This window comes from Shewanella sp. FDAARGOS_354 (assembly GCF_002209245.2).
Lineage (GTDB): Bacteria > Pseudomonadota > Gammaproteobacteria > Enterobacterales > Shewanellaceae > Shewanella > Shewanella xiamenensis.
Map to the genome: position 1 here is coordinate 442,949 of NZ_CP022089.2, position 22,171 is coordinate 465,119.

19 protein-coding genes and 2 pseudogenes are annotated in these 22,171 nt (G+C 45.3%); 10 read left to right on the plus strand and 11 right to left on the minus strand.

The window, feature by feature from the left end:
- Positions 1 to 3 precede the first annotated feature (3 nt).
- From CEQ32_RS02060 to sodB, 4 genes are all read right to left on the minus strand, one after another.
- Positions 4 to 1,530, minus strand: coding sequence for a SpoVR family protein (locus tag CEQ32_RS02060; RefSeq protein WP_088585434.1), 1,527 nt, complete (start codon positions 1,528 to 1,530; stop codon positions 4 to 6).
- Positions 1,531 to 1,539: 9 nt separating this feature from the next.
- Positions 1,540 to 2,808, minus strand: coding sequence for a YeaH/YhbH family protein (locus CEQ32_RS02065; RefSeq protein WP_047535224.1), 1,269 nt, complete (start codon positions 2,806 to 2,808; stop codon positions 1,540 to 1,542).
- A 65-nt stretch (positions 2,809 to 2,873) separates the two neighbouring features.
- Positions 2,874 to 4,808, minus strand: a complete 1,935-nt coding sequence (locus CEQ32_RS02070) for a PrkA family serine protein kinase (RefSeq protein ID WP_088585435.1) — start codon at positions 4,806 to 4,808, stop codon at positions 2,874 to 2,876.
- A 251-nt stretch (positions 4,809 to 5,059) separates the two neighbouring features.
- On the minus strand, positions 5,060 to 5,644 hold the full coding sequence (gene sodB, locus CEQ32_RS02075) for a superoxide dismutase [Fe] (protein WP_088585436.1): 585 nt from the start codon (positions 5,642 to 5,644) through the stop codon (positions 5,060 to 5,062).
- Between the two features lie 227 nt (positions 5,645 to 5,871).
- Here sodB and CEQ32_RS02080 point away from each other — a divergent pair, with 227 nt between their 5' ends.
- The gene (locus CEQ32_RS02080) at positions 5,872 to 6,204 is read left to right on the plus strand and encodes a Grx4 family monothiol glutaredoxin (RefSeq protein WP_007649079.1); all 333 of its coding nucleotides are present in this window, start codon (positions 5,872 to 5,874) and stop codon (positions 6,202 to 6,204) included.
- Between the two features lie 106 nt (positions 6,205 to 6,310).
- Here CEQ32_RS02080 and CEQ32_RS02085 read toward each other — a convergent pair whose 3' ends face one another.
- Complete coding sequence (locus tag CEQ32_RS02085) at positions 6,311 to 7,549, minus strand: uracil-xanthine permease family protein (protein ID WP_037426776.1); 1,239 nt, start codon at positions 7,547 to 7,549, stop codon at positions 6,311 to 6,313.
- Positions 7,550 to 7,764: 215 nt separating this feature from the next.
- Here CEQ32_RS02085 and CEQ32_RS02090 point away from each other — a divergent pair, with 215 nt between their 5' ends.
- The gene (locus CEQ32_RS02090; protein ID WP_088585437.1) at positions 7,765 to 8,847 is read left to right on the plus strand and encodes a DUF2066 domain-containing protein; all 1,083 of its coding nucleotides are present in this window, start codon (positions 7,765 to 7,767) and stop codon (positions 8,845 to 8,847) included.
- Positions 8,848 to 8,923: 76 nt separating this feature from the next.
- The gene (gene hda / locus CEQ32_RS02095; RefSeq protein WP_037419883.1) at positions 8,924 to 9,634 is read left to right on the plus strand and encodes a DnaA inactivator Hda; all 711 of its coding nucleotides are present in this window, start codon (positions 8,924 to 8,926) and stop codon (positions 9,632 to 9,634) included.
- A gap of 112 nt (positions 9,635 to 9,746) precedes the next feature.
- Here the strand turns inward: hda and CEQ32_RS02100 are convergent, their stop codons facing one another.
- From CEQ32_RS02100 to CEQ32_RS02115, 4 genes are all read right to left on the minus strand, one after another.
- Entirely contained in the window at positions 9,747 to 11,699 is a 1,953-nt protein-coding gene (locus CEQ32_RS02100; protein WP_192959163.1) for a hypothetical protein, read from the minus strand.
- A 279-nt stretch (positions 11,700 to 11,978) separates the two neighbouring features.
- Positions 11,979 to 12,359, minus strand: a complete 381-nt coding sequence (locus CEQ32_RS02105) for a DUF2069 domain-containing protein (protein ID WP_088585439.1) — start codon at positions 12,357 to 12,359, stop codon at positions 11,979 to 11,981.
- Between the two features lie 51 nt (positions 12,360 to 12,410).
- Positions 12,411 to 12,761 (minus strand): arsenate reductase (glutaredoxin), encoded by a 351-nt coding sequence (gene arsC / locus CEQ32_RS02110; protein ID WP_047535240.1) that lies wholly within the window; start codon positions 12,759 to 12,761, stop codon positions 12,411 to 12,413.
- Between the two features lie 112 nt (positions 12,762 to 12,873).
- Positions 12,874 to 14,343, minus strand: a complete 1,470-nt coding sequence (locus CEQ32_RS02115; RefSeq protein ID WP_037426781.1) for a M48 family metalloprotease — start codon at positions 14,341 to 14,343, stop codon at positions 12,874 to 12,876.
- 111 nt (positions 14,344 to 14,454) lie between these two features.
- Between CEQ32_RS02115 and CEQ32_RS02120 the strand changes: the two genes are divergently transcribed.
- Together CEQ32_RS02120 and CEQ32_RS02125 are read left to right on the plus strand one after the other, a co-directional pair.
- Positions 14,455 to 14,688, plus strand: coding sequence for a sulfurtransferase TusA family protein (locus CEQ32_RS02120; RefSeq protein ID WP_037419895.1), 234 nt, complete (start codon positions 14,455 to 14,457; stop codon positions 14,686 to 14,688).
- A gap of 199 nt (positions 14,689 to 14,887) precedes the next feature.
- Entirely contained in the window at positions 14,888 to 15,994 is a 1,107-nt protein-coding gene (locus CEQ32_RS02125; RefSeq protein ID WP_088585440.1) for an AI-2E family transporter, read from the plus strand.
- A 112-nt stretch (positions 15,995 to 16,106) separates the two neighbouring features.
- Here CEQ32_RS02125 and CEQ32_RS02130 read toward each other — a convergent pair whose 3' ends face one another.
- Positions 16,107 to 17,024 (minus strand): LysR family transcriptional regulator ArgP, encoded by a 918-nt coding sequence (locus CEQ32_RS02130; protein WP_037426785.1) that lies wholly within the window; start codon positions 17,022 to 17,024, stop codon positions 16,107 to 16,109.
- A 112-nt stretch (positions 17,025 to 17,136) separates the two neighbouring features.
- Here CEQ32_RS02130 and CEQ32_RS02135 point away from each other — a divergent pair, with 112 nt between their 5' ends.
- From CEQ32_RS02135 to CEQ32_RS02145, 3 genes and pseudogenes are all read left to right on the plus strand, one after another.
- Entirely contained in the window at positions 17,137 to 17,757 is a 621-nt protein-coding gene (locus CEQ32_RS02135) for a LysE/ArgO family amino acid transporter (protein WP_023266289.1), read from the plus strand.
- 245 nt (positions 17,758 to 18,002) lie between these two features.
- The gene (locus CEQ32_RS02140) at positions 18,003 to 18,476 is read left to right on the plus strand and encodes a DUF2919 domain-containing protein (RefSeq protein ID WP_037426787.1); all 474 of its coding nucleotides are present in this window, start codon (positions 18,003 to 18,005) and stop codon (positions 18,474 to 18,476) included.
- A 219-nt stretch (positions 18,477 to 18,695) separates the two neighbouring features.
- Positions 18,696 to 19,388 (plus strand): annotated as a pseudogene (locus CEQ32_RS02145) (HD-GYP domain-containing protein); the annotation flags it as partial.
- A 34-nt stretch (positions 19,389 to 19,422) separates the two neighbouring features.
- On the opposite strand, the gene CEQ32_RS02150 reads toward CEQ32_RS02145, so the two are convergent.
- Positions 19,423 to 20,625, minus strand: coding sequence for an IS256-like element ISSod4 family transposase (locus CEQ32_RS02150; protein ID WP_032482388.1), 1,203 nt, complete (start codon positions 20,623 to 20,625; stop codon positions 19,423 to 19,425).
- Positions 20,626 to 20,683: 58 nt separating this feature from the next.
- Here CEQ32_RS02150 and CEQ32_RS02155 point away from each other — a divergent pair.
- Positions 20,684 to 21,202: pseudogene (locus CEQ32_RS02155) on the plus strand (HD-GYP domain-containing protein); the annotation flags it as partial.
- A 68-nt stretch (positions 21,203 to 21,270) separates the two neighbouring features.
- Positions 21,271 to 22,122 (plus strand): NAD(P)-binding domain-containing protein, encoded by an 852-nt coding sequence (locus tag CEQ32_RS02160; RefSeq protein ID WP_088585441.1) that lies wholly within the window; start codon positions 21,271 to 21,273, stop codon positions 22,120 to 22,122.
- Positions 22,123 to 22,171: the final 49 nt, after the last annotated feature.

The window sequence follows — 22,171 nt, forward strand, 5'->3', positions numbered from 1 at the left end:
TTATCAGTCCGTTTTGGGCTGCTCAGGGCATGTAGCTAATAATGTAATACTATTATCAGCGTTGGCTTGTTCAAGGCTAACACTAAAACCCCAAAGACGGTGCAGATGCTTGAGCACTTCTTTGTAGCTATTAGCAAGCGGGATATCTTTGTTGGGAACGTACCTTAGCGTAAGGGATCTGTCGCCGTTTATTTCAACATTATGCACTTGAATATTGGGTTCAATATTAGACAAATTGTACTGCTGCGATAATAAGTTACGAATATCTTGATAGCCCTGTTCATCGTGGATGGCGGATACGGATAAATAGTTACGTTTTTCATCATCATGGATGCCAAACAGCTTGAATTGACGGATCACTCTTGGTGACAGGTATTGGCTGATAAAACTCTCATCCTTAAAGTTCTGCATCGCAAAGTGTAGGGTTTCGAGCCAATCACTCCCCGCAATATCCGGAAACCAGGCTTTGTCTTCATCAGTCGGAGCCTCACAGATGCGCCGAATATCGGTAAACATCGCAAACCCTAGGGCATAGGGATTGATTCCGCTGTAGTATCGGCTGTTATATTCAGGCTGCGCTACGACGCCCGTATGGCTTTGCAAAAACTCCATCATAAAGCGGTCAGTGACAACACCATCATCGTATAAATGATTCAAAATAGTGTAGTGCCAAAAGGTTGCCCACCCCTCATTCATGACTTGTGTTTGTTTTTGCGGATAAAAATATTGTGCCATTTTGCGTACGATCCGGATAATTTCCCGCTGCCATGACTCCAGCAATGGCGCATTTTTTTCAATAAAATACAGAATGTTTTCCTGCGGCTCGGCGGGAAAACGGCGCTTAGTGGTCGACGGTTGCTGTTGTTGATAGGTAGGAATTGTTCGCCACAGATCGTTTACTTGACTTTGCAGATAGGCTTCGCGGTCTTTTTGCCTCGCTTGTTCTTCCCTAAAAGAGATTTCAGCAGGACGTTTATATCTATCAACGCCATAGTTCATTAAGGCGTGGCAGGAGTCAATCACGCTTTCAACTTGCTCGACACCGTATTTTTGCTCGCAATCGCTGATATAGTTTTTAGCGAACACCAAATAGTCGATAATCGAACTCGCATCGGTCCAGGTTTTAAATAGGTAATTGTTTTTAAAAAAACTATTATGTCCAAAACAGGCGTGCGCCATGACTAATGCTTGCATCGTGATGGTGTTTTCTTCCATGAGATAGGCGATGCAAGGGTTGGAGTTGATCACGATTTCATAGGCGAGCCCCATTTGCCCACGTTTGTAGCCTTGTTCGGTCTCGATAAAGCGTTTGCCGAAAGACCAATGGGTGTAGCCTATGGGCATCCCAATACCGGCATAGGCATCCATCATCTGCTCTGCGGTGATGATTTCGATTTGATTCGGATAGGCGTTTAATTTGTAAATTGCTGCCACCCGTTCAATTTCCTTTAAATAACTTTGTAGCAGCTCAAAGCTCCAGTCTGGACCATCGCTTAAGGCTGTACGTGTTTTTGCTTCTTTAATCCCCATAGAGCCCCCTTAAACCGCCTGTTTTTTAAATAATTCTCTAAAGACAGGGTAGATATCTTCGGCTTGACGAATATGTTGTACCGCTATGTTGTCGTAGTGTTGTTTTAGGGATTCGTATTCACGCCACAGGGTTTGATGGGCACGATTGGTGATTTCGATGTAGCTGTAATAGCGCACCAGTGGCAATATTTTTTGTTCTAACCATTGCCTACAGGTTGGTGAATCGTCGGCCCAATTGTCGCCGTCGGATGCTTGCGCGGCGTAAATATTCCACTCATTGGCAGGGTAACGCGCCTGTTGAATTTCGTGCATTAATTTCAAGGCGCTCGACACTATGGTGCCGCCAGTTTCCTGGGAATAGAAGAACTCATGTTCGTCTACTTCCTTCGCTTGGGTATGGTGACGGATATAGACCACCTCGAGGTTTTTGTAGGTACGAGTGAGGAACAAGTACAGCAAGATATAGAAACGTTTCGCCATATCTTTTGTCGCTTGATCCATCGAGCCTGATACGTCCATTAAGCAGAACATGACCGCTTGGCTTGAGGGCACCTCGCGCCTTGTAAAGTTGTTGAAGCGTAAGTCAAAGGTATCGATAAACGGTACTTTAGCAATTTTCTGCTTTAACTCCTCAATTTGTGCTTTTAAATCCAAAATCAGCTCAGCTTTTGTTCCAGGTATATTTTCAAGCTCTGCCAGTTCCTGTTCCAACTCTTTGAGCAATTTCTTTTTACTCGCCGACATGGCGATACGGCGCGCCAAGGATGAACGCAGTGAGCGCACAATATTGATATTGGCAGGCACCCCATCATTGGTGAATCCCGCACGGTAGATTTGATACTCAACGAGCTTATTGAGACGATTTTTTTGTAGATTCGGGAGCTCTAAATCTTCAAATAACAATTCAAGGTATTCATCCTTTGAGATTTCAAATGCAAAGTCATCATTACCTTCACCTGAATCGGAGGCATCACCTTTACCCGCTCCGCCGCCAGCACCTCCCGGTGGTCTGTCAATTTTATCGCCACGGGTGAATTGGTCATTCCCTGGGTGAACTCTGTCTCTTACGCCTCCTTTACCTTGATGGAACATAGGTTCACTGATATCCCGTGTGGGAATACTGATTTTTTCACCTTTATCTACATCCGTTACACTGCGACGCGTGACGGCATCGCTGACGGCTTTTTTGATTTGTTGCTTATATCGGTTGATAAAGCGTTGGCGGTTGACTGTGCTTTTTCCTTTCGCATTCAACCGTCTATCGATAAAGTTCGCCATACGCACCTCCCAAACCCCAGCGAAGGCTTTGGCAACACCAAAGCCTCGTTTTTAGTGAGCGCAAGTTAAGAGGATTTACGAACCCGTAAATACCACTCAGACAGGAGTCTGACTTGTTTTTTGGTATAGCCTTTCTCCATCATTCGATTGACAAAATCATCGTGTTTACGTTGATCGTCAGTCGAGGTTTTGGCGTTAAAGGAAATAACTGGCAGTAAGTCCTCTGTATTCGAGAACATTTTCTTCTCGATCACAGTGCGTAGTTTTTCATAGCTGGTCCACAGTGGGTTATGGCCCTCATGACTTGCGCGAGCGCGCAGGACAAAGTTGACAATTTCGTTACGGAAATCTTTTGGATTACTGATGCCCGCAGGTTTTTCGATTTTTTCAAGTTCGGCATTCAGTGCGGCGCGGTCAAACAACTGGCCCGTTTCTGGATCGCGATATTCTTGATCCTGAATCCAAAAATCGGCATAGGTGACATAACGGTCGAAGATATTTTGGCCGTATTCAGAGTAGGACTCTAAATAGGCGGTTTGGATTTCTTTACCGATAAATTCGACATATTTAGGAATTAAGTAGCCTTTTAAAAACTCCAGATAACGTTCGGCGGTATCGCTAGGGAATTGCTCCTGCTCAATTTGCCGTTCAAGCACATAGAATAAATGCACTGGATTAGCGGCAATTTCGGAATGGTCAAAGTTAAATACCCGTGACAGGATCTTAAAGGCAAAACGAGTAGAAAGGCCGTTCATTCCCTCATCGACGCCTGCATAATCGCGATATTCTTGGTAGGATTTTGCTTTAGGATCAGTATCTTTTAAGCTCTCACCATCATAAACTCGCATTTTCGAGTAGATAGAAGAGTTTTCTGGGACTTTGAGCCTTGATAGTACGCTAAATTGCGCTAGGGTTTCTATGGTTCCGGGGGCGCAAGGTGCTTGAGATAGCTCAGAATTTTGTATGAGCTTTTTGTAAATCTGCAGTTCTTCCGATACCCGTAAACAATAAGGCACTTTGACAATATAAACCCTGTCGAGGAATGCTTCGTTGTTCTTGTTATTTTTAAAGGTTGACCATTCTGACTCGTTAGAGTGTGCCAAAATAATCCCGCTATAGGGCAGGGCAGACAAGCCTTCCGTGCCGTTATAGTTACCTTCTTGCGTCGCGGTCAGCAGTGGATGTAGCACCTTAATCGGCGCCTTAAACATTTCCACAAACTCCATTATCCCTTGGTTAGCGCGACATAATGCGCCGGAGTAGGCATAGGCATCGGCATCGTCTTGCGAGAAATGTTCTAGCTGACGAATATCGACCTTACCCACCAAGGAAGAAATATCTTGGTTGTTTTCATCCCCAGGCTCGGTTTTGGCAATCGCCAATTGATCGAGAATAGAGGGATAGACTTTGACCACGCGGAATTTAGAAATATCGCCACCAAACTCGTGCAGACGTTTCACCGCCCAAGGTGACATGATGGTTTTGAGATAACGGCTGGGAATATTGAATTCATCCCGCAATAGTTGACCATCTTCGTCCACATCGAAGAGACAGAAGGGATGATCATTCACTGGGCTTCTTACCCCATTAGCGCTCAGAATATAAATGGGCACTTTTTGCATCAATGATTTAAGTTTTTCTGCCAGTGATGACTTACCGCCACCCACTGGGCCGAGTAAGTATAAAATTTGCTTAGATTCTTCTAAGCCTTGGGCTGAGTGTTTTAGGTAGGCAACGATTTGCTCAATCGCATCTTCCATACCGTAAAAGTCTTTAAATGCGGGATAGCGTGAGATGAGACGATTCGAAAAGATACGGCTTAGGGTTGGATTTTTAGCCGTATCGATAATTTCAGCATCACCGATGGCGAGCAGTAATCGCTCAGATGCTGACATATAAGCACTGCGATCTTCTTTACAGATATCCAGAAATTCCTGCAAAGTGTATTCTTCATCGAGTTTTTGTTCGTAGCGCTTTTGGTAATGCTCGAAAATGCCCATATAAACCCCCTGAAACGCCAGTGATGTTATGGAAGGGATAACTGATTTTTCAGCTTCCTACACTAATCTTAGACACAAACTTGCTTGCTGTGTCAAAAAAATATCAAATAAAAACAATAACAAATGATTGCAATTGCAATTATTGCACTTGTAGTTATCAGGTGAAGTTTAACGGGAAGTCGAAGATGAATGATTTTTGAGGTAATAAAAAAGAGCCACTTGGGCTCTTTTTAAGGATCGCTGAGAGACGATTAACCCACGAAGTTTTGGTTCACGAAGTCCCAGTTAACTAATTGCCAGAAGTGGGCCAAGTAGTCAGGACGTACGTTGCGGTAATCGATGTAGTAAGCGTGTTCCCACACGTCAACAGTCAGGATTGGTGTCACAGTGCTGTCAGTCAGAGGAGTTGCAGCATTGCTAGTGTTGACGATAGCAACAGTGCCATCGGCTTTTTTCACTAACCAAGTCCAAGCGCTACCAAAGTTGTTGACTGCAGAATCGGTAAACTGTGCTTTGAATGCGTCGAATGAGCCGAAAGCCGCGTTGATGGCATCAGCCACAGGGCCAGTTGGCTCACCGCCAGCGTTAGGCGCTAAGCAGTTCCAGTAGAAAGTGTGGTTCCAAACTTGAGCTGCGTTGTTAAATACGCCACCAGTAGAAGTTTTGATGATTTCTTCTAAAGATTTGCCTGCGAAATCGGTTCCTTCGATCAAACCGTTTAGCTTAACAACGTAGGTGTTGTGATGCTTGCCGTAGTGGTATTCAATGGTTTCTTGAGAAATGTGTGGTTCTAGTGCGTTCTTTGCATATGGTAATGCGGGTAATTCGAAAGCCATTAGTATCTCTCCATGGTCTTAGGTTATCGTTTTTTAAACGTGCTCACTGGACACTATTGTACCGATAAAATTTGTGATGTGAATCATTGTTTGGCTAATTGATTAGATAGGCGTCATCGAAAAACTAATTGCAGGCCATAACCTTACAAACTGTGGGATTTTGTTCTGTGCTTAGCTGTCGTACAATAGCCAGCATTGAGTCAATGTCATCATACTTAGGAATTAAAATGGAAACAGTAGAGAAAATTAAACAGCAGATCGCTGAAAACCCAATCATTGTATACATGAAGGGTTCTCCTAAATTACCTAGCTGTGGTTTTTCATCTCAGGTAGCCCAAATCATGATTAACTGCGGCGAGCAGTTTGCGTTTGTGGATATTCTCCAGCACCCAGATATTCGTGCTGAATTACCTAAGTATGCAAACTGGCCAACCTTCCCACAACTGTGGATTGAAGGCGAGCTGATTGGTGGCTGTGATATCGTGGTTGATATGTACCAAAAAGGCGAATTACAGCCATTAATCAAAGCGACTGCAGAAAAGTACAAAACCGCAGAGTAATTACTCGTAACAGAGCGATGAAGAATAACAAAAAGCCGCTAAGTGAATAACTTAGCGGCTTTTTTATTGCGATATTCCTACTGAGTGAGGAATTGAAGGGCAACACTTAGTGTGATGCCGCATCTCGATCGTGGTGTTTGCTCGCAGGTAATAGCAGATTCATGGTAATGGCGACAATCCCGCAAAGACTAATGCCTGTAAGGCTAAAAGAACCAATACCAAAGGCCATACCGCCAATACCGAAGACTAAGGTGACACCGACAATGCTTAAGTTACGCGGCTCGGATAAGTCCACGTGATTACGGATTAAGGTATTTAATCCTACAGCGGCAATTGAACCAAATAACAAACACATAATGCCGCCCATAACTGGAACGGGGATAGTTTGCATCAGTGCCCCTAATTTACCTACAAACGCCAAGGTAATGGCAGTGATGGCTGTCCATGTCATGATCCTTGGGTCGAAGTTACGGGTTAAAGTGACTGCACCTGTGACTTCTGAATAGGTGGTGTTTGGTGGACCACCGAAGGCTGCTGCGGCGATTGTTGCTACGCCGTCACCCGTTAAGGTGCGGTGCAGGCCAGGTTTTTTCATAAAATCCTTACCAGTGACATTGGAAATAGCCAAGATGTCACCGATATGTTCAACCGCAGGAGCAATGGCAACAGGGATCATAAACGCAATCGCATGCCAGTTAAATTCGGGGGCGACAAATTTTGGAATGGCGATCCAACTTGCTGCAGTGACTACCGCAAAATCGACGATACCAAATGCTAGACTCAGGCTGTAGCCAACGATAATGCCAGCAAGAATGGGCATCACCTTGAGTAACCCTTTAGCAAAAATCGCTACGGCAATGGTGGTACAAAGGGATACAAGCGAAATGATTAATGCCGTATTGGTTGCGACTAAGGTTAGACTGCCGTCGCCACTTTTGCCCAGCGCCATATTCACGGCAACAGGCGCTAAGCCTAGGCCAATGATAATGATGACGGGTCCTACAACTACAGGTGGTAACAGCCGATGAATAAAGTCAGTGCCGCGTACTTTAACTAAGGCGCCTAGGCATACATAGACCGCGCCTGCGGCCATGATACCGCCCATGGTTGATGGGATCCCCCAAGTTTGTACCCCGTAAAGAATCGGGGCGATAAAAGCGAAGGAGGAAGCCAGAAAAATAGGCACTTGGCGTTTAGTGATTAATTGAAATAGTAGGGTACCAATACCTGCGGTAAAGAGTGCAACACTGGTGTCGAGTCCAGTTAACAGTGGCATCAGTACTAGGGCGCCAAATGCGACAAACAGCATTTGTGCGCCCTGCAATGGAATAGCAAGTCGTCTCATTTATTATTCTCGTAAATTTAGGGTAAACCGCGAGATGATAACAGTTTGTTGCAATATGATCTTTATTAAATGATATATTTGCGGGTGGCGATCACTGTTTTATGGCTTGTCAGAGTAGCGATCCTTATTCAGAGTATCGAATAAGGCTAAGACTCGCTAAAGGCGCGAACTATGGTACAATTTGCACTATCTGATGTTACTTCAACTACCCAAAGATGCTGAAATTTCTATTAAAGCCAAGCTTAGTCGCGTTTTTATACTGCCTGTTTACCGTTAATAGCCTGCAAGCTGTTGAAGTGAGTAAATTAGATGAGGCCGATGTACCGGTCACTTCCCGTGCGGTTCCAGAGCGTAATAGCGCGTTGAAAACCGCTTTAGAAAAAGTGATCATTAAAAACACGGGGACGGCCCGTTCTTTGGACAATAGCGTGATCCAATCGCAGTTGGCCAATCCTGATGCTTTGTTAAGTCAATTTGGTTATGTTGAACAAAATGGTCAATTGCTGCTGAAAGCAAATTTCGAGCATAGACGAATTGTGTCCTTGTTGCGTCAAGCACAACTCCCTGTATGGGGCACCCAGCGTCCATTGACCCTGTTTTGGGTGGCGATGCCCGGTGAAGGTGACACCATTTTATTAAGTGATTCTTCCACATCGACCGAGCGTCAGGCGTTTAGCTCTTACTCTGATGAACGTGGGATACCTGTGCTATTGCCTATCCTCGATCTTGATGAACTCATGGGGATTAACCCGAACGATGTCAAAGGCATGTTTGCGGATATCGTGGCCAGTGTCTCTGGACGTTATCAAGCTGATTTCTTAGCGCTTGTTGCCATTGAGCCAGCAGGGAACCAGGTGCGTTATCGCTTAAATCTGTATTCTAAAACTACGATTGATTCATTAACGCCACCATTGTTTAGTTTTAATGGCAGTGCTGAAAATAGTGCGCAGGCGATCACAGCGATGATGGCTGCCCTAGGGGATTACTATTTTACTAAGTATGCTATTGCGGATTCTGGTGAGCAGGTTGGCGCCAGTGTGACCTTTGTGAACATTGATAAAATGGCACAAGTTGTTGAGGTAGAAAAGTATTTAAAACAACTGAGTGCGGTTAAGAATGCGACTTTGTCGCGCATTCAAGGTAACACTGTGACTTTTTCGTTAGATCTATTTGGCTCACAGACAGACTTTGAGCGTTTATTAAGTTTAGAGCCGAGAATTTCGGTGGTCACTCCTGGAGAGTTTTCCGCCAGTGCGAGCCCTGCAGGTAAAACTGTCTATCAATGGCGGTTACCTTAAACTTCCCTCGTAGAGGCTGGGAAATACTCTACCCAGTCGCGTGGGGTTGATAATTTATTGATATTGAGACGTACGAGTGCCATTAAACTCACCGCTACAACTTTCATTGCCGGTTTATCTGCCAGACGATGAAACTTTTAATAGTTATTATCCTGCAGCGGGTAATGATGAACTTATTCAAAAGCTGCGCGCTAATGCTGAGGGGCATGGTGAAGCGGCTATCTATGTTTGGGGACCCGTAAAATCGGGACGTACTCACTTAATGCATGCCGCCTGTGCCCATGCGAATGAGCTCGACCGCCGCAGCTTTTATCTGCCACTTGGGATCCATGCGAGTATTTCGACGGCGCTATTAGAAGGTTTGGAACAACTTGATTTGATTTGCATTGATGATGTGGACGACATCGCAGGCCATCCAGTTTGGGAAGAGGCGATTTTTGATCTGTATAATCGTGTTGCTGAAAATAAACATTGCGCGCTGGTGGTGAGTGGTCGGTCTGCGCCTGCGGATGCCGGATTTTTATTACCCGATTTAGTCTCAAGAATGCAGTGGGGACTCAATTATCAACTCCAGCCAATGGCTGATGATGAAAAACTCGCAGCATTGCAACGCCGTGCTGCCATGCGTGGGCTACAATTACCTGAAGACGTTGGGCGTTTTTTGCTCAATCGAATGGCAAGAGACCTTCGTACTCTGTTTGATGTGTTAGATAAACTTGATAAAGCATCTTTAGTGCATCAGCGCAAACTCACCATTCCTTTTGCAAAAGAAATGCTGCACCTCTGAGCTGATACCGTATTAGCAAAAAGCCCGTCGCATAATTACGACGGGCTTTTTTATATCTTCAAATGAGCTGAAATACTGAAATCTTGTCTATCTGCTCGCTTAGATCAAGTGACTACTGCTGCGGATGGCGATGACGATCGCCACTGAAGCGCAGCTCTGGCTCGGCTATGCTATCGCGACTGGCTGCGGTACTACTTTGTTGTCCTTTCACAATGGCTGCATTGGGCGATATCCCTAATGTTTGACGCCAGCTTTGCCCTTGGGTCATCGGGATGGGCTCGGGCAGGCTTGCTAGCAAGGTAATACCATCTAACTCGGGTAACATACCATCGATCACTAAGGCGGCACGGTTGAGCAAATTATCGGCGCCAATGCGGCCTCTTTGTCCCCAGTTGACGATAATCGTATCCGCGGTGATTACATCGGGTGCATTTGTCACTGCTACATCCCGCAGGATCTGATAGCGATAGCTCATCATCGCTTCTTCAAATAGCATTGCAGTGTCTTCGCGGGTGCTGGAATAATTGTAAAAATCATTGGCGATATCACTGGAGAAAAACGTACTGACATCCGAAGGTTGGTAGGCTTTTTGGGTGGCAGTGGCTTTCGCACCCAAGAAGCTCACTCCAGCAAGCCCAGTCATTTCGGTACTCGTGAGGGGATAACTGCGGCTTACTTGATCTGAAATCAAACTCTTACTGGCATTTCGGCGACTATAGTCATCCAATAGTCTTGGACCTGTAAGTGATGCGTGCACGCTGCTTGGGAAGAAGTCATTAGCGTGGGCGAGCTCATGGTATAAGAGTGAGGCGAGGTCAGGGTTAATTTGAGCCAGAGTCCGTGTGGCGCGCGTAGTGATTGGGAAGCCCTGTGAAGCATATTGATTATTTTTAACGTAACGCCATGGCATGATGAAATTCAGCTCATTGCCAAAGCTACTGCGATAATCTGGCGCTTCGTTGATGGTATCGCGCTGCATAGGTGTCAGCCAAAGGTCGTTGGGGTCGAGATAAATCGCCCCTGTAACAACCCAATAGAAAGATGGGCGCACATCATAACTAATCACCACTGCGGTGACCGATTGTAGCAGGCGGGCAAAGTCACTATTAGGATCCATCTGCCGTAAAAATGCGGCAAAATTGTCCCCCATCCAATCGTGGGACACTAATACCCTATCAAGAATCGTATCGACATCAAGGTTATCCGAAACTTGGCCTATGAGTGGCAATTGATTGATTGTACAAGCCTCTTTTAACTGATTCGAGTACACACAGCTCGTTAACGCACTGGCATAAGGTGAGGTTGGATGATAAGCATGAGTACGCGCAAGTGGCGTATCAAAGTAACTGGAGCTTATCGTGGGCGCTGCCGTGGTTAATACAAAGGCTTCATCTGTCACTACATTACCGTTAATCGTGGCTGATGCCCTAAGACGGGTTAAGGTATCTTGAGCAACAGCGGGTGCGGTAAAGAGGGGTCTAAAGGGATCGCTTATGTCAAGGCTGACATCGGGGCCTTCGGCGATACACCAATTGATATTGGCGGCACTGAGGCCGGCTTGCTGACCAATGCGCAAGCTCACATCGTTACCCTCAACGGCTTGATGATCTTGACGAATATTCAGTAATCCGCCCGTGTTGTTATCGGCATTAATGCTGATGTCACCCGTCACATTGGTATTGGCGCCGGTGATTTGTAAGCGAAAGCGGTAGCTGCCCGCGGCCGGGAGCTCCATCGCTAACACAGGACTATTTTGACTAACGAGTTCAATGTTGGGGCCTTCGAGTTGTTGCCAACGGAAGGTGAGATCCTGCGAATCGCGATTACCTAGACTGGCAATAATGGCACTGGATTGTCCAACACCGTATTGAGATTCCGTCTTAAACCGAATTGCACCAGTATCTGTGGTCACTAATGGTGTGACTGAGGTACAACGTGGCACATTGGTTGTGGGAGGCGTAACGGTGCCGCCATCGCTGTTGCTATCACCTCCGCCGCCACAGGCACTCAATGTTGCTGCTGCGGCTATGATACTGAATCGACGAATTGGGCCCCATATTTCCATCATGACTCACTCCAATTAATTCGCTGTTATTGTTTGTTTTTGTTGTTTGACAGGCACGATTCACCGTCATTTATTGGCACAAAAAATGACTATAGCACGCTCTTTTAGTTACAAAAAGCGATCGAAGGTAGCTTAAATGTTATAGGTTGTTTGTAGTGATTATTGGAGATAGGCGGGGCGTTGATCATTTTGACTAAAAACGGATGGACTGACGCAGAGTGGGTGTCGGGCAATAAAAAGCGCGGTGTAAATCAACCGCGCTTTATTATATTCGGAATATTAGTCTTGCTTATCGGATTTTTTCTTCAGACCTAGGCCGAGTTCACGCCCACGGATACGAGCATAAAACGGGAACGCGACTAACAATGCGCCAATGAGCAGGACCTCAATAATGGCAAAGGCCAATGCATCGGTCGTGACATACAACAAGGTGAGGGCGTGCAGCATATATAAGCATAAAATAAAGCTCGCCCATGCGTAGGTGTAAGGATTACCTTTTAAAATGCCTTTGATGGGAAGCAATAAAGGCACTATCCATAATAGGCTGAATAATAATGTATATTCCCCATTTACGCCTTGACCAATAAACCAGCCGCCCAGCAGCAGAACAAGGGCAAGGTAGCCTAAGCGGCTAAGTGTCAGTAGAGAGCTTGAGGTCATGATTTTCCTAATCTAAACATCTTGGAACAGTGGTGAAATAGCCTGAACAACTTAGAGAATATTCAGTACATTTTCCGGTGGACGACCAACGGCTGCCTGTTGATTAGCCAGTACGATTGGGCGTTCAATCAATTTTGGCGTTTTGACCATGGCGTCGATAAGTTGTTCTTCGGTTAAAGCCGGATTGGCAAGACCTAGTGCTTGATACTCGTCTTCCTTAGTGCGCATTAACTCACGGGCGCTGAGTTTGAGCGTGGCTAAAATTCCACGAATATCAGCGGCGCTTGGAGGATTTTTAAGGTATTCCACTATTGTGATATCGCAGCCTTGTTGCTCGAGTAGGGCTAAGGTTTCGCGGCTCTTTGAACAACGTGGGTTATGGTAAATCGTTGCTTGGGTCATAGTTCTCATGCTCAATCGGCTAAAACAATGGCGCGGATGATAGCAGAAAAAACAGCGCCCCGTCAGGGTGTTCGGGGCGCGATTATAGGCTGTAGAGATAAAATGGCTGATTTTACTTTAGGGCATCCATTTCTTTATCTGCCTGTTTAAATTGGCGGATACGTGCTTCGATTCGCGCCAGTTGTAATGGATTACCTTCCGAGGCGCGGTAAGCAAAGTTAAGCTGATCGATAGCGCCCTTATAGTTAGCGCCTAGCGCCATTAACTCGGCATTGGAGAAATACTCCATCCCTTGGTTACCAAGTTTCTTGTAGGCAAGATTTAACAACTGATAGGGCAGTTGATTCTGCTTATCGAGGAAAATCATATCTTCGAGCAGCGGAATCGCTTTAGCGGGGTCACCAGCCTCGATATAGATATTGGCTAAGTTAGCGTTGATCACCTGCGAAGTGGGTTTCATCTTCCGCTGAGTTTCGAGTAACTGAGTTGCCTGGGCATAATCCTTACGTTCGTTAAGCAAATCCGTCTTAGTATCGAGATAAAACAAGTTGTTATCATCGATTTTTAATAGTTCATCGACAATTTTTTCGGATTCATCAAACTTCTTCAATCTAAACAGTGCTAATGCTTTGCCGTAGAGGGCCGCCTCTTTAAAGCTGTAGGTTTGCTTATTGAGCTGCTTTTCAAACATGCTCAATACCGCATCGTCGCTATAACTGGAAAAACGCACCTGAATACGGGCTTTAGCGAGCTGGAAGTTCAGATTATCCGGCACATAACGGTGGGGATATTGCTGGGCACGATCCCGCGCTTCGGAAATCCGTGATTCAGGTAAAGGGTGGGTTAACAGCATTTGCGGTGGCGTGGTGGTAAAACGGTAACGACTGGCGAGTTTGCCAAAGAAATCGGCGGAGGCATTAGGATCAAATCCCGCGTCAACTAAAATTTGCATGCCGATACGATCGGCTTCTTTTTCATGCAGGCGGGTGTAGTTGATTTTTGATTGTGTCGCCATGGCTTGGGTGGTTGCCAACGCGGCCATCCCTGCTTGAGGAACGGCAATCGTTAATAAAATGGCGCCGAGTAAACCAGCAACAGTCGCTGGTCCGGTTTTTTGCTGCGCTTCGAGGGAGCGTGCTAAGTGACGCTGGGTCACGTGGGTGATTTCATGGCCTAATACTGAGGCCAGTTCACTTTCGTTATCAGCATTAAGAAATAGCCCTGTGTGCACCGCAACGTGGCCGCCGAAAAAGGCAAAGGCGTTGATTTCATCATTTTGCAGCAAGAAGAAATAAAAGGGCGTTTTGACTCCCGTGGCGTGGGCGACCAATTTGTTGCCCAGTTCAGTTAAATATTGGCTCAATACCGGATCGTTCAGCATGGGCGCCGATGAGCGAATAACGCGCATATAGGCATCGCCATAGACCATTTCTTTTTCTAGGCTGAAGGTATTGACGGCGGCGGTACCCAGATCGGGCAAGTCGTTGTTGGCAAAACTCTTTGCGGCTCCACCGAGTAACATTAATGAAAGCACACTCGCCGCAAGGGGTTTACATCGGGTCAAAAACGTCAAATTACGCAAGTGGATCCTTTATTTCTTTTAAGTGTCTCAACTAAGGCTTAGGTAGCCCTTAGCTTGTAGTTTGAATTGCAACTTAGGATAATAGCCAAGTTCGTTCATAGCAAGTTCATTATGATTTTTATTGATTTAACATCATTGCGCTGCCCCGTTCCCTTGGTTAAGGTCAAACTTGCGTTGAAGTCTGTGTCTGCTGGTGACAGCTTACATATCCTACTCTCAGACCCAGGTTCCCGCCGAGATGTTCCCACTTTTTTAAAAAAACAGGGGCATCAGGTCGTGACGTTACACGATGATGCAAGCCAGTTAGGCCTATTAATTACAAAAGTTGATTTATCGCAGGGATAATCATACACAAAGCATGATTCAATGCCGCAGTCAAAATGGCGAGTTAGCTTAGCTGACTGCAACTTAACCTAGGCTTGTCAGTCATAGTTAGCAGTTAACTGATTTTCAAGCATATACACAGTTAATCTACTGCTATAAGGTTAACTCATAAGTCACTTTCCTGCCTGTTGGGAAAGCCAACCCCCATTGGAATGAATGCATGTTTAGTTTTTTTTCTCGTTGGTATCAAGAGCGATTTAGTGATCCACAGGCTGTCACCTTATTGGCCATTCTAGTGGGTTTAGCGTTAGTACTTTATTTTGCTGGTGGTTTGTTAGCCCCGCTACTTGTTGCTCTGGTGTTGGCTTTTTTACTCGAATGGCCCGTGGCGCAAATGCTGAAATTGGGGATTAATCGCACGACGGGGGCCTCCTTAGTACTCGTGCTGTTTTTAGGGATAGTGGTGCTGCTGACCTTTGGGCTAATCCCCAGCGTGTGGCGTCAAGGGGTAAGTCTGATGACGGATTTACCGAATATGATAGATAAAGGGCTACTGACCTTGCAGGGGTTAGCGACCCAGTATCCTAAATTTATAAGTACTGAACAGCTTGATTTAATGGTCTCCGAGTTGAAGAAATTACTTGATACCCAACATGTGCTCGACATTGCGAAACAGCTGATTGGTTACTCTGCGTCATTATTGGTGCTGATGGTGTACGCTATTTTAGTGCCATTGTTGGTGTTCTTTTTTCTTAAGGATAAAGATCAACTGATCCGCGGTAGTAAGCGTTTTTTCCCCACCAATCGCCAGTTGGCTCGAAAAGTGTGGTTTGAAATGCACCAACAGATCTTTAACTATATTCGCGGCAAAGTGATTGAGATTGTGATTGTCGGGGTGGCGAGCTACATCTTCTTTGCCTTTATGGGGCTGAGATACTCGGCCTTACTGGGGGTGTTGACCGGGTTGTCGGTGTTGATTCCCTATGTGGGCGCGACCTTAGTGACTCTACCCATTATGCTGGTGGCCTTTTTCCAGTGGGGTTTTAGCTCTGAGTTTGGTTATTTAATGCTAGGTTACGGCATTATTCAGGCCTTGGATGGTAACGTACTTGTACCTATCCTGTTTTCCGATGCGGTGGATTTGCATCCGGTGATCATTATTGCTGCTGTGTTAGTTTTCGGTGGTTTATGGGGCGTTTGGGGTGTGTTCTTTGCCATTCCATTAGCTTCCTTGGTGAAAGCGGTGATTAATGCTTGGCCTAAAACTGAGATTGAAATTGAACCTGTAGCGATAGCGCAGGTGAAGGCGGATTCGGCAGAAGCCTAAGCCGCTGGCAATAGATTAAAAACTAATAGATAAAAACTGGGCACGAGTGCCCAGTTTTTTATCCGCTAACGATTTGTACTAACAATTGTTTTACTCACTCTTGCTGCACTCATTATTGCTGTAATAGATGCTGTGCGGTGGCGGCAAGCGCCCGATAAACCAAAGTGGTTTGTTTAGCTTTGATATTCCAATGCTGCCAATAGAGGGGCACCCGAATGCGTTTTTCTGGGGTGAGCTCAATTAATATGCCTTTGTCTATCAAGGGTTTTGCCTGTAAGTGACCCACTAAACCGTAACCCAGACTTAAGTTAATCGCCTCTAAAAAACTCTCCGATGAGGGAATGCTGTGTTGCCACCATTGACCTGGCAACATTTGAAAATACTGGGCGAGATACTTTTCATGCATTTTATCTTTGGTCGAAAACACCACGGCCGGGGCTTTCGCAAGCTGCGCTTGGGTTATTTGAGCGCCGACATTATCGCTATTTTTTGCCCATTCGAAATAACGCGCCGCAAATGCTGGGGTGGCGACGCACATATATTCCATGGTTCCTAAAAACTCGCTGCTACAACCGGCCATGGGGTTGGCTGTCGTGGTCACGCAACCGACGGCCTCACCGTTTTTCAGTAGGTGATGGGTGTAGGACTCATCATCGACAATCAATTCCAGCAGCCAAGCATGTCGGCTGAACATATCGGCCAATGCGGGCAAAAACCATGTCGCTAAGCTGTCGGCATTGACTGCAATTCGCACCGTCGTGGGATGATTTGGGTCATCGGCATCTAACTCGGCTCTCAATTCACTCTCGAGTAGTTGCACCTGTGAATAGTGGCGCAATAAACGCTTCCCTGTTGGGGTCGCCACCACAGGTGTTGAGCGGATAAGTAAGGATTGGCCGACTCGTTCTTCTAATTGCCTAACGCGCTGTGACACCGCCGATTGGGTGATATGCAACACTTTTGCGGCGCGCTCGAAGCCGCCTTCGGAGACGACGACCGCAAGCGCTTTAAGATTGGCGTATTCCAACATGATTGCCGTCCTTAAGGTTATTAATTTTACTTATGATACATAAAAAACATTAGTTATATTAATTTTGTTGTTTTGTCTATGCTAGCGCCTTCTTCAGACATGAGAGGTAGTTATGCAAACGGCGTTTATACAAGGTATGGGCATTGGTGGTAGTTTGATCATTGCCGTAGGGGCGCAAAATGCATTTGTGCTAAAGCAGGGGATTAAGCGAGCTTATCCTTTGCCGATTGCGCTGCTTTGTTCAATCATCGATGCCTTAATGATCACTGCGGGGGTTGCTGGGCTTGGGCATATTATTGAAGCCTTTCCGACTATCAAACATGTGGCTAGTTTTGGTGGTGCCGCCTTTTTGATTTGGTATGGTGCGAATGCACTTAAAGCCTCGTTTGTCGCTAAAGGGATGGAGATGGATAATGCGCAAAATGCCGACACTTTGCGTAAGGCCATGCTGACCACACTTGGGATCAGCCTGCTTAATCCACACCTTTATTTAGATACAGTGGTGCTGCTGGGGAGCATTAGTACTCAGTTCGAAGATGCCCATCGTCCTTGGTTTGGTGCGGGCGCGGTACTGGCTTCGTTTATTTGGTTCTTTAGCTTAAGTTTTGGTGCGCGTTTATTGGCGCCGATATTTAGTCGTCCAGCGGCGTGGCGATACTTAGATCGCTTTATTTGGTTGACTATGTGGAGCATCGCCGCGGCAATTATTTGGCCATATATGACGGTAAATTAATGTGCCTTTTTGAAATTTTATGGCTGGTTGTCATGTTCAGGTCGATGGGGCTAATCCTTCGACCTTATTCTTATTAAGTTCAAATGGTTAAATCTACATATCGCAGGGAGTATGGGGTAGCGCACACGGCGGAAATGTTGATCTAACCGTTGAGTGTGCTTGATTTGTTTATCCCTCCCATTGAAATTACGCCAATAGGCACCATTTAATATTTATTGCTTAAGTTTTTACTTAATGGATTGCCGTTGAATTTTAGTCACATCACTTGGCTTGATGATAAAGGCCATATTAAACCGCCGATTTTTTTATATGTGATTTTGGCATTCCTCGCGCGAGGCTGGTGTATTTTTATCGCCTCCTTGACTCAAGCCAGTGATAGAGCTGAATTGGTAAGGCTCTTTTATCCTGAAAAATCAGACTTTTTACTTGCACTTGCGGCAGGTCTTGGTGCTGTAGTGCTTTATTTTGTCGTACTCGCGGAGCGGCGCCGCTCGCCCTCATGGATTCGGCCGTTGTTTGTCCATCTCAAATGGGGACTGTGGTTATTGTTATTAGTTGATGCGGTTTTACTGTCTCAGCGGTTAATTCACGGACAGTTTTTATTCCATTGGAGTTTGGCACTCGATGCCTTGGTGTTGTTTTGGTCCTGTCTTTATGTCTATCAGTCAAAACGACTGCGTTATTACCTCACGGATTGGCCGAAGGAAATAAAAACTTAAATAACATAGTAGTCTACATCTCTTTGTTATTACTGTTTTTTATGTCTTATTCGATGAAGTTAGCATAATTTATGTGTTCTATCCCTCAGTTTGATAAGCATTTTTTCACCAACAGCTTACTGATTTTGCTGAATCATCTATAGTTATATGTACTTAGCTTAAATGTACGCGCCAAGAAGTCATATTGCATTCTTGCGTGCATGAAAGGAGTCATATTGCGTGGCAAAAGCAGCTCATAAAAAATTACTACTCTCAGAACTTCAGCCCGGTATGCGGGTTAAGTTGCCTTTGTCGTGGACAAATCACCCATTCTTATTTAACCGAGTTGATATCAATAGTGCGGCTCAGATTGAGATGATCCGGGGGCTTGGTGTTCCCTATGTTTACCTCATTTCTGGCAGTAATGATGAGATTGATACTGCTGAAGAAGAGGAAGACATTGAAGATATTGAAGCCGCGCCACCAGAGCGAGATTTAAAAGCAGATACCCGTAAATCGATGCGTTTAAGTCAAAAACGTTTTTTAGAGAGTGTTAATCAGTGCCGGAATATGTATGGCAAGATAGTGAGCGATCCTGAAGGAGCATATCGCCTGTCTGCAGCGTTAGTTGAAGATTTACTCAGTCATTTACAAGAGGTGGAAAAACCCTTCTTGACCTTAGTTGGGATGGACGAAAAGGATGTGAGTGTGACCCAGCATGGTGTATCAGTGGCGGTGCTCGCCATGATGATAGGTCATGCACTGGATTTACCAGCGAGGGATTTGCGCGATATTGCCCTTGGCAGTTTATTCCATGATATTGGTAAGCTAAAAGTGCCCGATGTGATCCGTCGAAAGCGTGGTGCTCTGACTCCCCATGAAGCCAATTACTTACAGATGCATCCTAATTTTGGCTATGACATGCTTAATCGTTGAGGGCGTTCAAAATTCTGTGTCAGGCTAATTTTTAAATTTCCAGCACGCTATCTAAACGTCCTTCAAAATAAATCGCTAACTGAGATAAACAAAGGCTCCAATTGTGGATTGGCATGGTCCATTTATCTGAGGCGTTTAATATGCCTGCGTAAAGTAGCTTCAACAAGCTATTTTCATTAGGAAAAGCACCTTTGGTTTTGGTGAGCTTTCTAAATTGGCGATGCACAGCCTCAACCGCATTGGTCGTGTAAATCACTTTCCTGATATGTTCTGGGTACTTAAAATAATGGGACAAATTATGCCATTTGCGACGCCAAGAGTTGATTACCAGCGGATAAGCATCACCCCATTTGGCCTCCAGTTCGTCCAATGCCATCTCTGCGGCTTCTTTACTCACGGCTCGATACACAGGCTTTAAATCAGCCATAAACGCTTTCTGATTTTTTGAGGCGACATACTTCATTGAGTTGCGGATCTGGTGGATAACACATAGCTGTGTTTCCGTATGAGGGAAGATACTGGCTATGGCCTCAGGGAAACCGGTCAAACCGTCAACACAGGCGATAAGAATATCTTTTACACCACGATTATTAAGATCGGTCAGTACGGATAGCCAGTAATTAGCGCCTTCATTTTCGGACAAGTGAAGCCCTAAAATTTCCTTTTTTCCTTTCATATTAAGCGCTAACAATGTGTAAACGGCTTTACTGACGTAACGCCCATCCTCTTTGACTTTGTAATGTATCGCATCAAGCCAAACGATAGGATAATGGCTATCTAATGGGCGCTGTTGCCACGCTTTAAGTTCGGGGATGAGTTTGTCAGTGATAGCACTGACTGTTGCGTTAGACACATTGAGCCCATACATATCTTCAACATGTTGATTAATATCGCGATAGCTCATACCTATACTGAACATCGATAACACTTTACGTTCGATTTCATCGGTTAGCGTAGTTTGATTTTTCTTAATCAACTGAGGCTCAAAGGTGCCATTGCGGTCTCTAGGCGCGTCTAACTCAAAGTTACCGGACGGATACTTAATGGTCTTAGAGGTTTTGCCATTTTTACGATTAGGCTGAGGATCATGCGCTAAATGCTGCTCAAGCTCAGCCTGGAGAGCCGCTTCAGTGAGTTGCTTGATCAGTGGACCAAGAATGCTGTCTTTACCTGTGAGGCTTTTACCTGATTGCAGATCTTTAAGGGCTTGTTCGAAGTTAAAAGGTTGGGTCATGTGTCATTCCTGTTTTTGAATATTTTACTGAAATGACACAGAATTATGAACACTACCTAATCGTTCAGGGCTGTTCCCCAAAGAAGTATTAAATATCGTGTTACATCACCATGAGTTTGTTGATGGTTCGGGTTTCCCTGATGGGCTCACAGGTCATAAAATTCCCATCGTGACTCAAATCGTTAGTCTAGCAAATGATTACGATCAGCAACTGAGTGGTCAGCAAGCTTCTTCTCCTCAAGTTGCCCTCGGTTACTTATTTAAAAATAGAGCCAGTAAACATTCGGAATCGTTGATTTCTGTCTTAGTCAAGATATTAGGTATTTATCCACCAGGGACCTTAGTTAAGCTATCGGATGATAGCGTTGCAAAAGTCATTATGACCACGAAAGAAGTGAGTCAGCCTCAGGTGTGGGCCTGTAAAGAAGATGGTAGTGAAGCCTCGTTACGCTTTTTAAGTGATGAGGGCGTGACAGTGCAAAAGTCTTTGCGAGTTGAAGATTTAACTGAGGGCGCAAGGCGAACATTGCAGGTCGATAAGGGGATTAGTTTTTATTTTAGTTCCTTACAAGCTTGAATCCCTTTACCAGAGTTCCGTATGCTATTGGCCAAAATATATGATTAGCAGTAAGTAGGTCAGAGATAATGGAACACACTGTGGTGGAGAAAAAGAGTGTTGCGGTTGTAGGCTGTGGGTGGTTCGGTTTTGCGCTCGCAAAACAACTTGTTCAAGCCGGTTATCGCGTGACTGGGGCTAAGCGCCAGAGTGAGGATCTTCCGGCGTTAACACACGCGGGTATTGAGGCATTCCAACTACAACTTGGTGATGAGGCTGATATTGTTCCCGATTTACAGCTGTTGCAAGACTTATTTCAGACAGACTTTCTTGTTGTTAATATTCCTCCTCGTCTAAAGCATGGTAATACAGCTTATCTTAACGAACTAAAACAACTCATCGACTTAACCCAAGGCTGGCAATATCAAGGCATAGTGTTTATTAGCACCACGGGCGTTTATCCCTCTCTTGATAAATCCATGAGCGAAGCGGATGCTCATGCCGAGTCTCCTTCAGCGCAGGTGTTGCTGGATGCTGAAGCTTTATTTGCTCACCAATCTAATACTTGCGTGGTGCGTTTTGCTGGACTCGTTGGACCAAAGCGTCATCCGGGGCGTTTTTTTGCAGGCAAAACCGATGTGGCTGGTGGTAATGTTGCAGTCAATCTCGTGCATTTACAGGATTGCGTCGCGGCAGTGAGTTTAATTATCGACACTAAGCTAAAGGGAGAGAAGATCGCCTCTATCTATAATCTATGCGCGCCAGAGCATCCATCGAGAAGCGAATTTTACGGTGCTGCGGCTCTGTCACTGGGATTGGCTGAACCGCAATTTAATACCCAGCTGCAACCCAGCAAAGTGATTCTGGGGGATAAAATCGTCCGCGATCTGGGATTTAAGTATCAGTTTACCTCCCCACTTACGATGCTAGCGGCCTGTTAGCGGCGGATTTATCACCTATTGTTAACAAATGTTTAAGAACAATAGCCAT

What these genes read in the sequence shown, in the direction of transcription:
- CEQ32_RS02080 (WP_007649079.1), top strand. Translation starts at nt 5,872, where the DNA reads ATGGAAACAGTAGAGAAAATTAAACAGCAGATCGCTGAAAACCCAATC.
- CEQ32_RS02070 (WP_088585435.1), bottom strand. Translation starts at nt 4,808, where the DNA reads ATGGGCATTTTCGAGCATTACCAAAAGCGCTACGAACAAAAACTCGAT.
- CEQ32_RS02060 (WP_088585434.1), bottom strand. Translation starts at nt 1,530, where the DNA reads ATGGGGATTAAAGAAGCAAAAACACGTACAGCCTTAAGCGATGGTCCA.
- sodB (WP_088585436.1), bottom strand. Translation starts at nt 5,644, where the DNA reads ATGGCTTTCGAATTACCCGCATTACCATATGCAAAGAACGCACTAGAA.
- CEQ32_RS02125 (WP_088585440.1), top strand. Translation starts at nt 14,888, where the DNA reads ATGTTTAGTTTTTTTTCTCGTTGGTATCAAGAGCGATTTAGTGATCCA.
- CEQ32_RS02105 (WP_088585439.1), bottom strand. Translation starts at nt 12,359, where the DNA reads ATGACCTCAAGCTCTCTACTGACACTTAGCCGCTTAGGCTACCTTGCC.
- CEQ32_RS02135 (WP_023266289.1), top strand. Translation starts at nt 17,137, where the DNA reads ATGCAAACGGCGTTTATACAAGGTATGGGCATTGGTGGTAGTTTGATC.
- CEQ32_RS02160 (WP_088585441.1), top strand. Translation starts at nt 21,271, where the DNA reads ATGGAACACACTGTGGTGGAGAAAAAGAGTGTTGCGGTTGTAGGCTGT.
- CEQ32_RS02065 (WP_047535224.1), bottom strand. Translation starts at nt 2,808, where the DNA reads ATGGCGAACTTTATCGATAGACGGTTGAATGCGAAAGGAAAAAGCACA.
- CEQ32_RS02090 (WP_088585437.1), top strand. Translation starts at nt 7,765, where the DNA reads ATGCTGAAATTTCTATTAAAGCCAAGCTTAGTCGCGTTTTTATACTGC.
- CEQ32_RS02085 (WP_037426776.1), bottom strand. Translation starts at nt 7,549, where the DNA reads ATGAGACGACTTGCTATTCCATTGCAGGGCGCACAAATGCTGTTTGTC.
- CEQ32_RS02150 (WP_032482388.1), bottom strand. Translation starts at nt 20,625, where the DNA reads ATGACCCAACCTTTTAACTTCGAACAAGCCCTTAAAGATCTGCAATCA.
- CEQ32_RS02100 (WP_192959163.1), bottom strand. Translation starts at nt 11,699, where the DNA reads ATGGAAATATGGGGCCCAATTCGTCGATTCAGTATCATAGCCGCAGCA.
- CEQ32_RS02120 (WP_037419895.1), top strand. Translation starts at nt 14,455, where the DNA reads ATGATTTTTATTGATTTAACATCATTGCGCTGCCCCGTTCCCTTGGTT.
- arsC (WP_047535240.1), bottom strand. Translation starts at nt 12,761, where the DNA reads ATGACCCAAGCAACGATTTACCATAACCCACGTTGTTCAAAGAGCCGC.
- CEQ32_RS02130 (WP_037426785.1), bottom strand. Translation starts at nt 17,024, where the DNA reads ATGTTGGAATACGCCAATCTTAAAGCGCTTGCGGTCGTCGTCTCCGAA.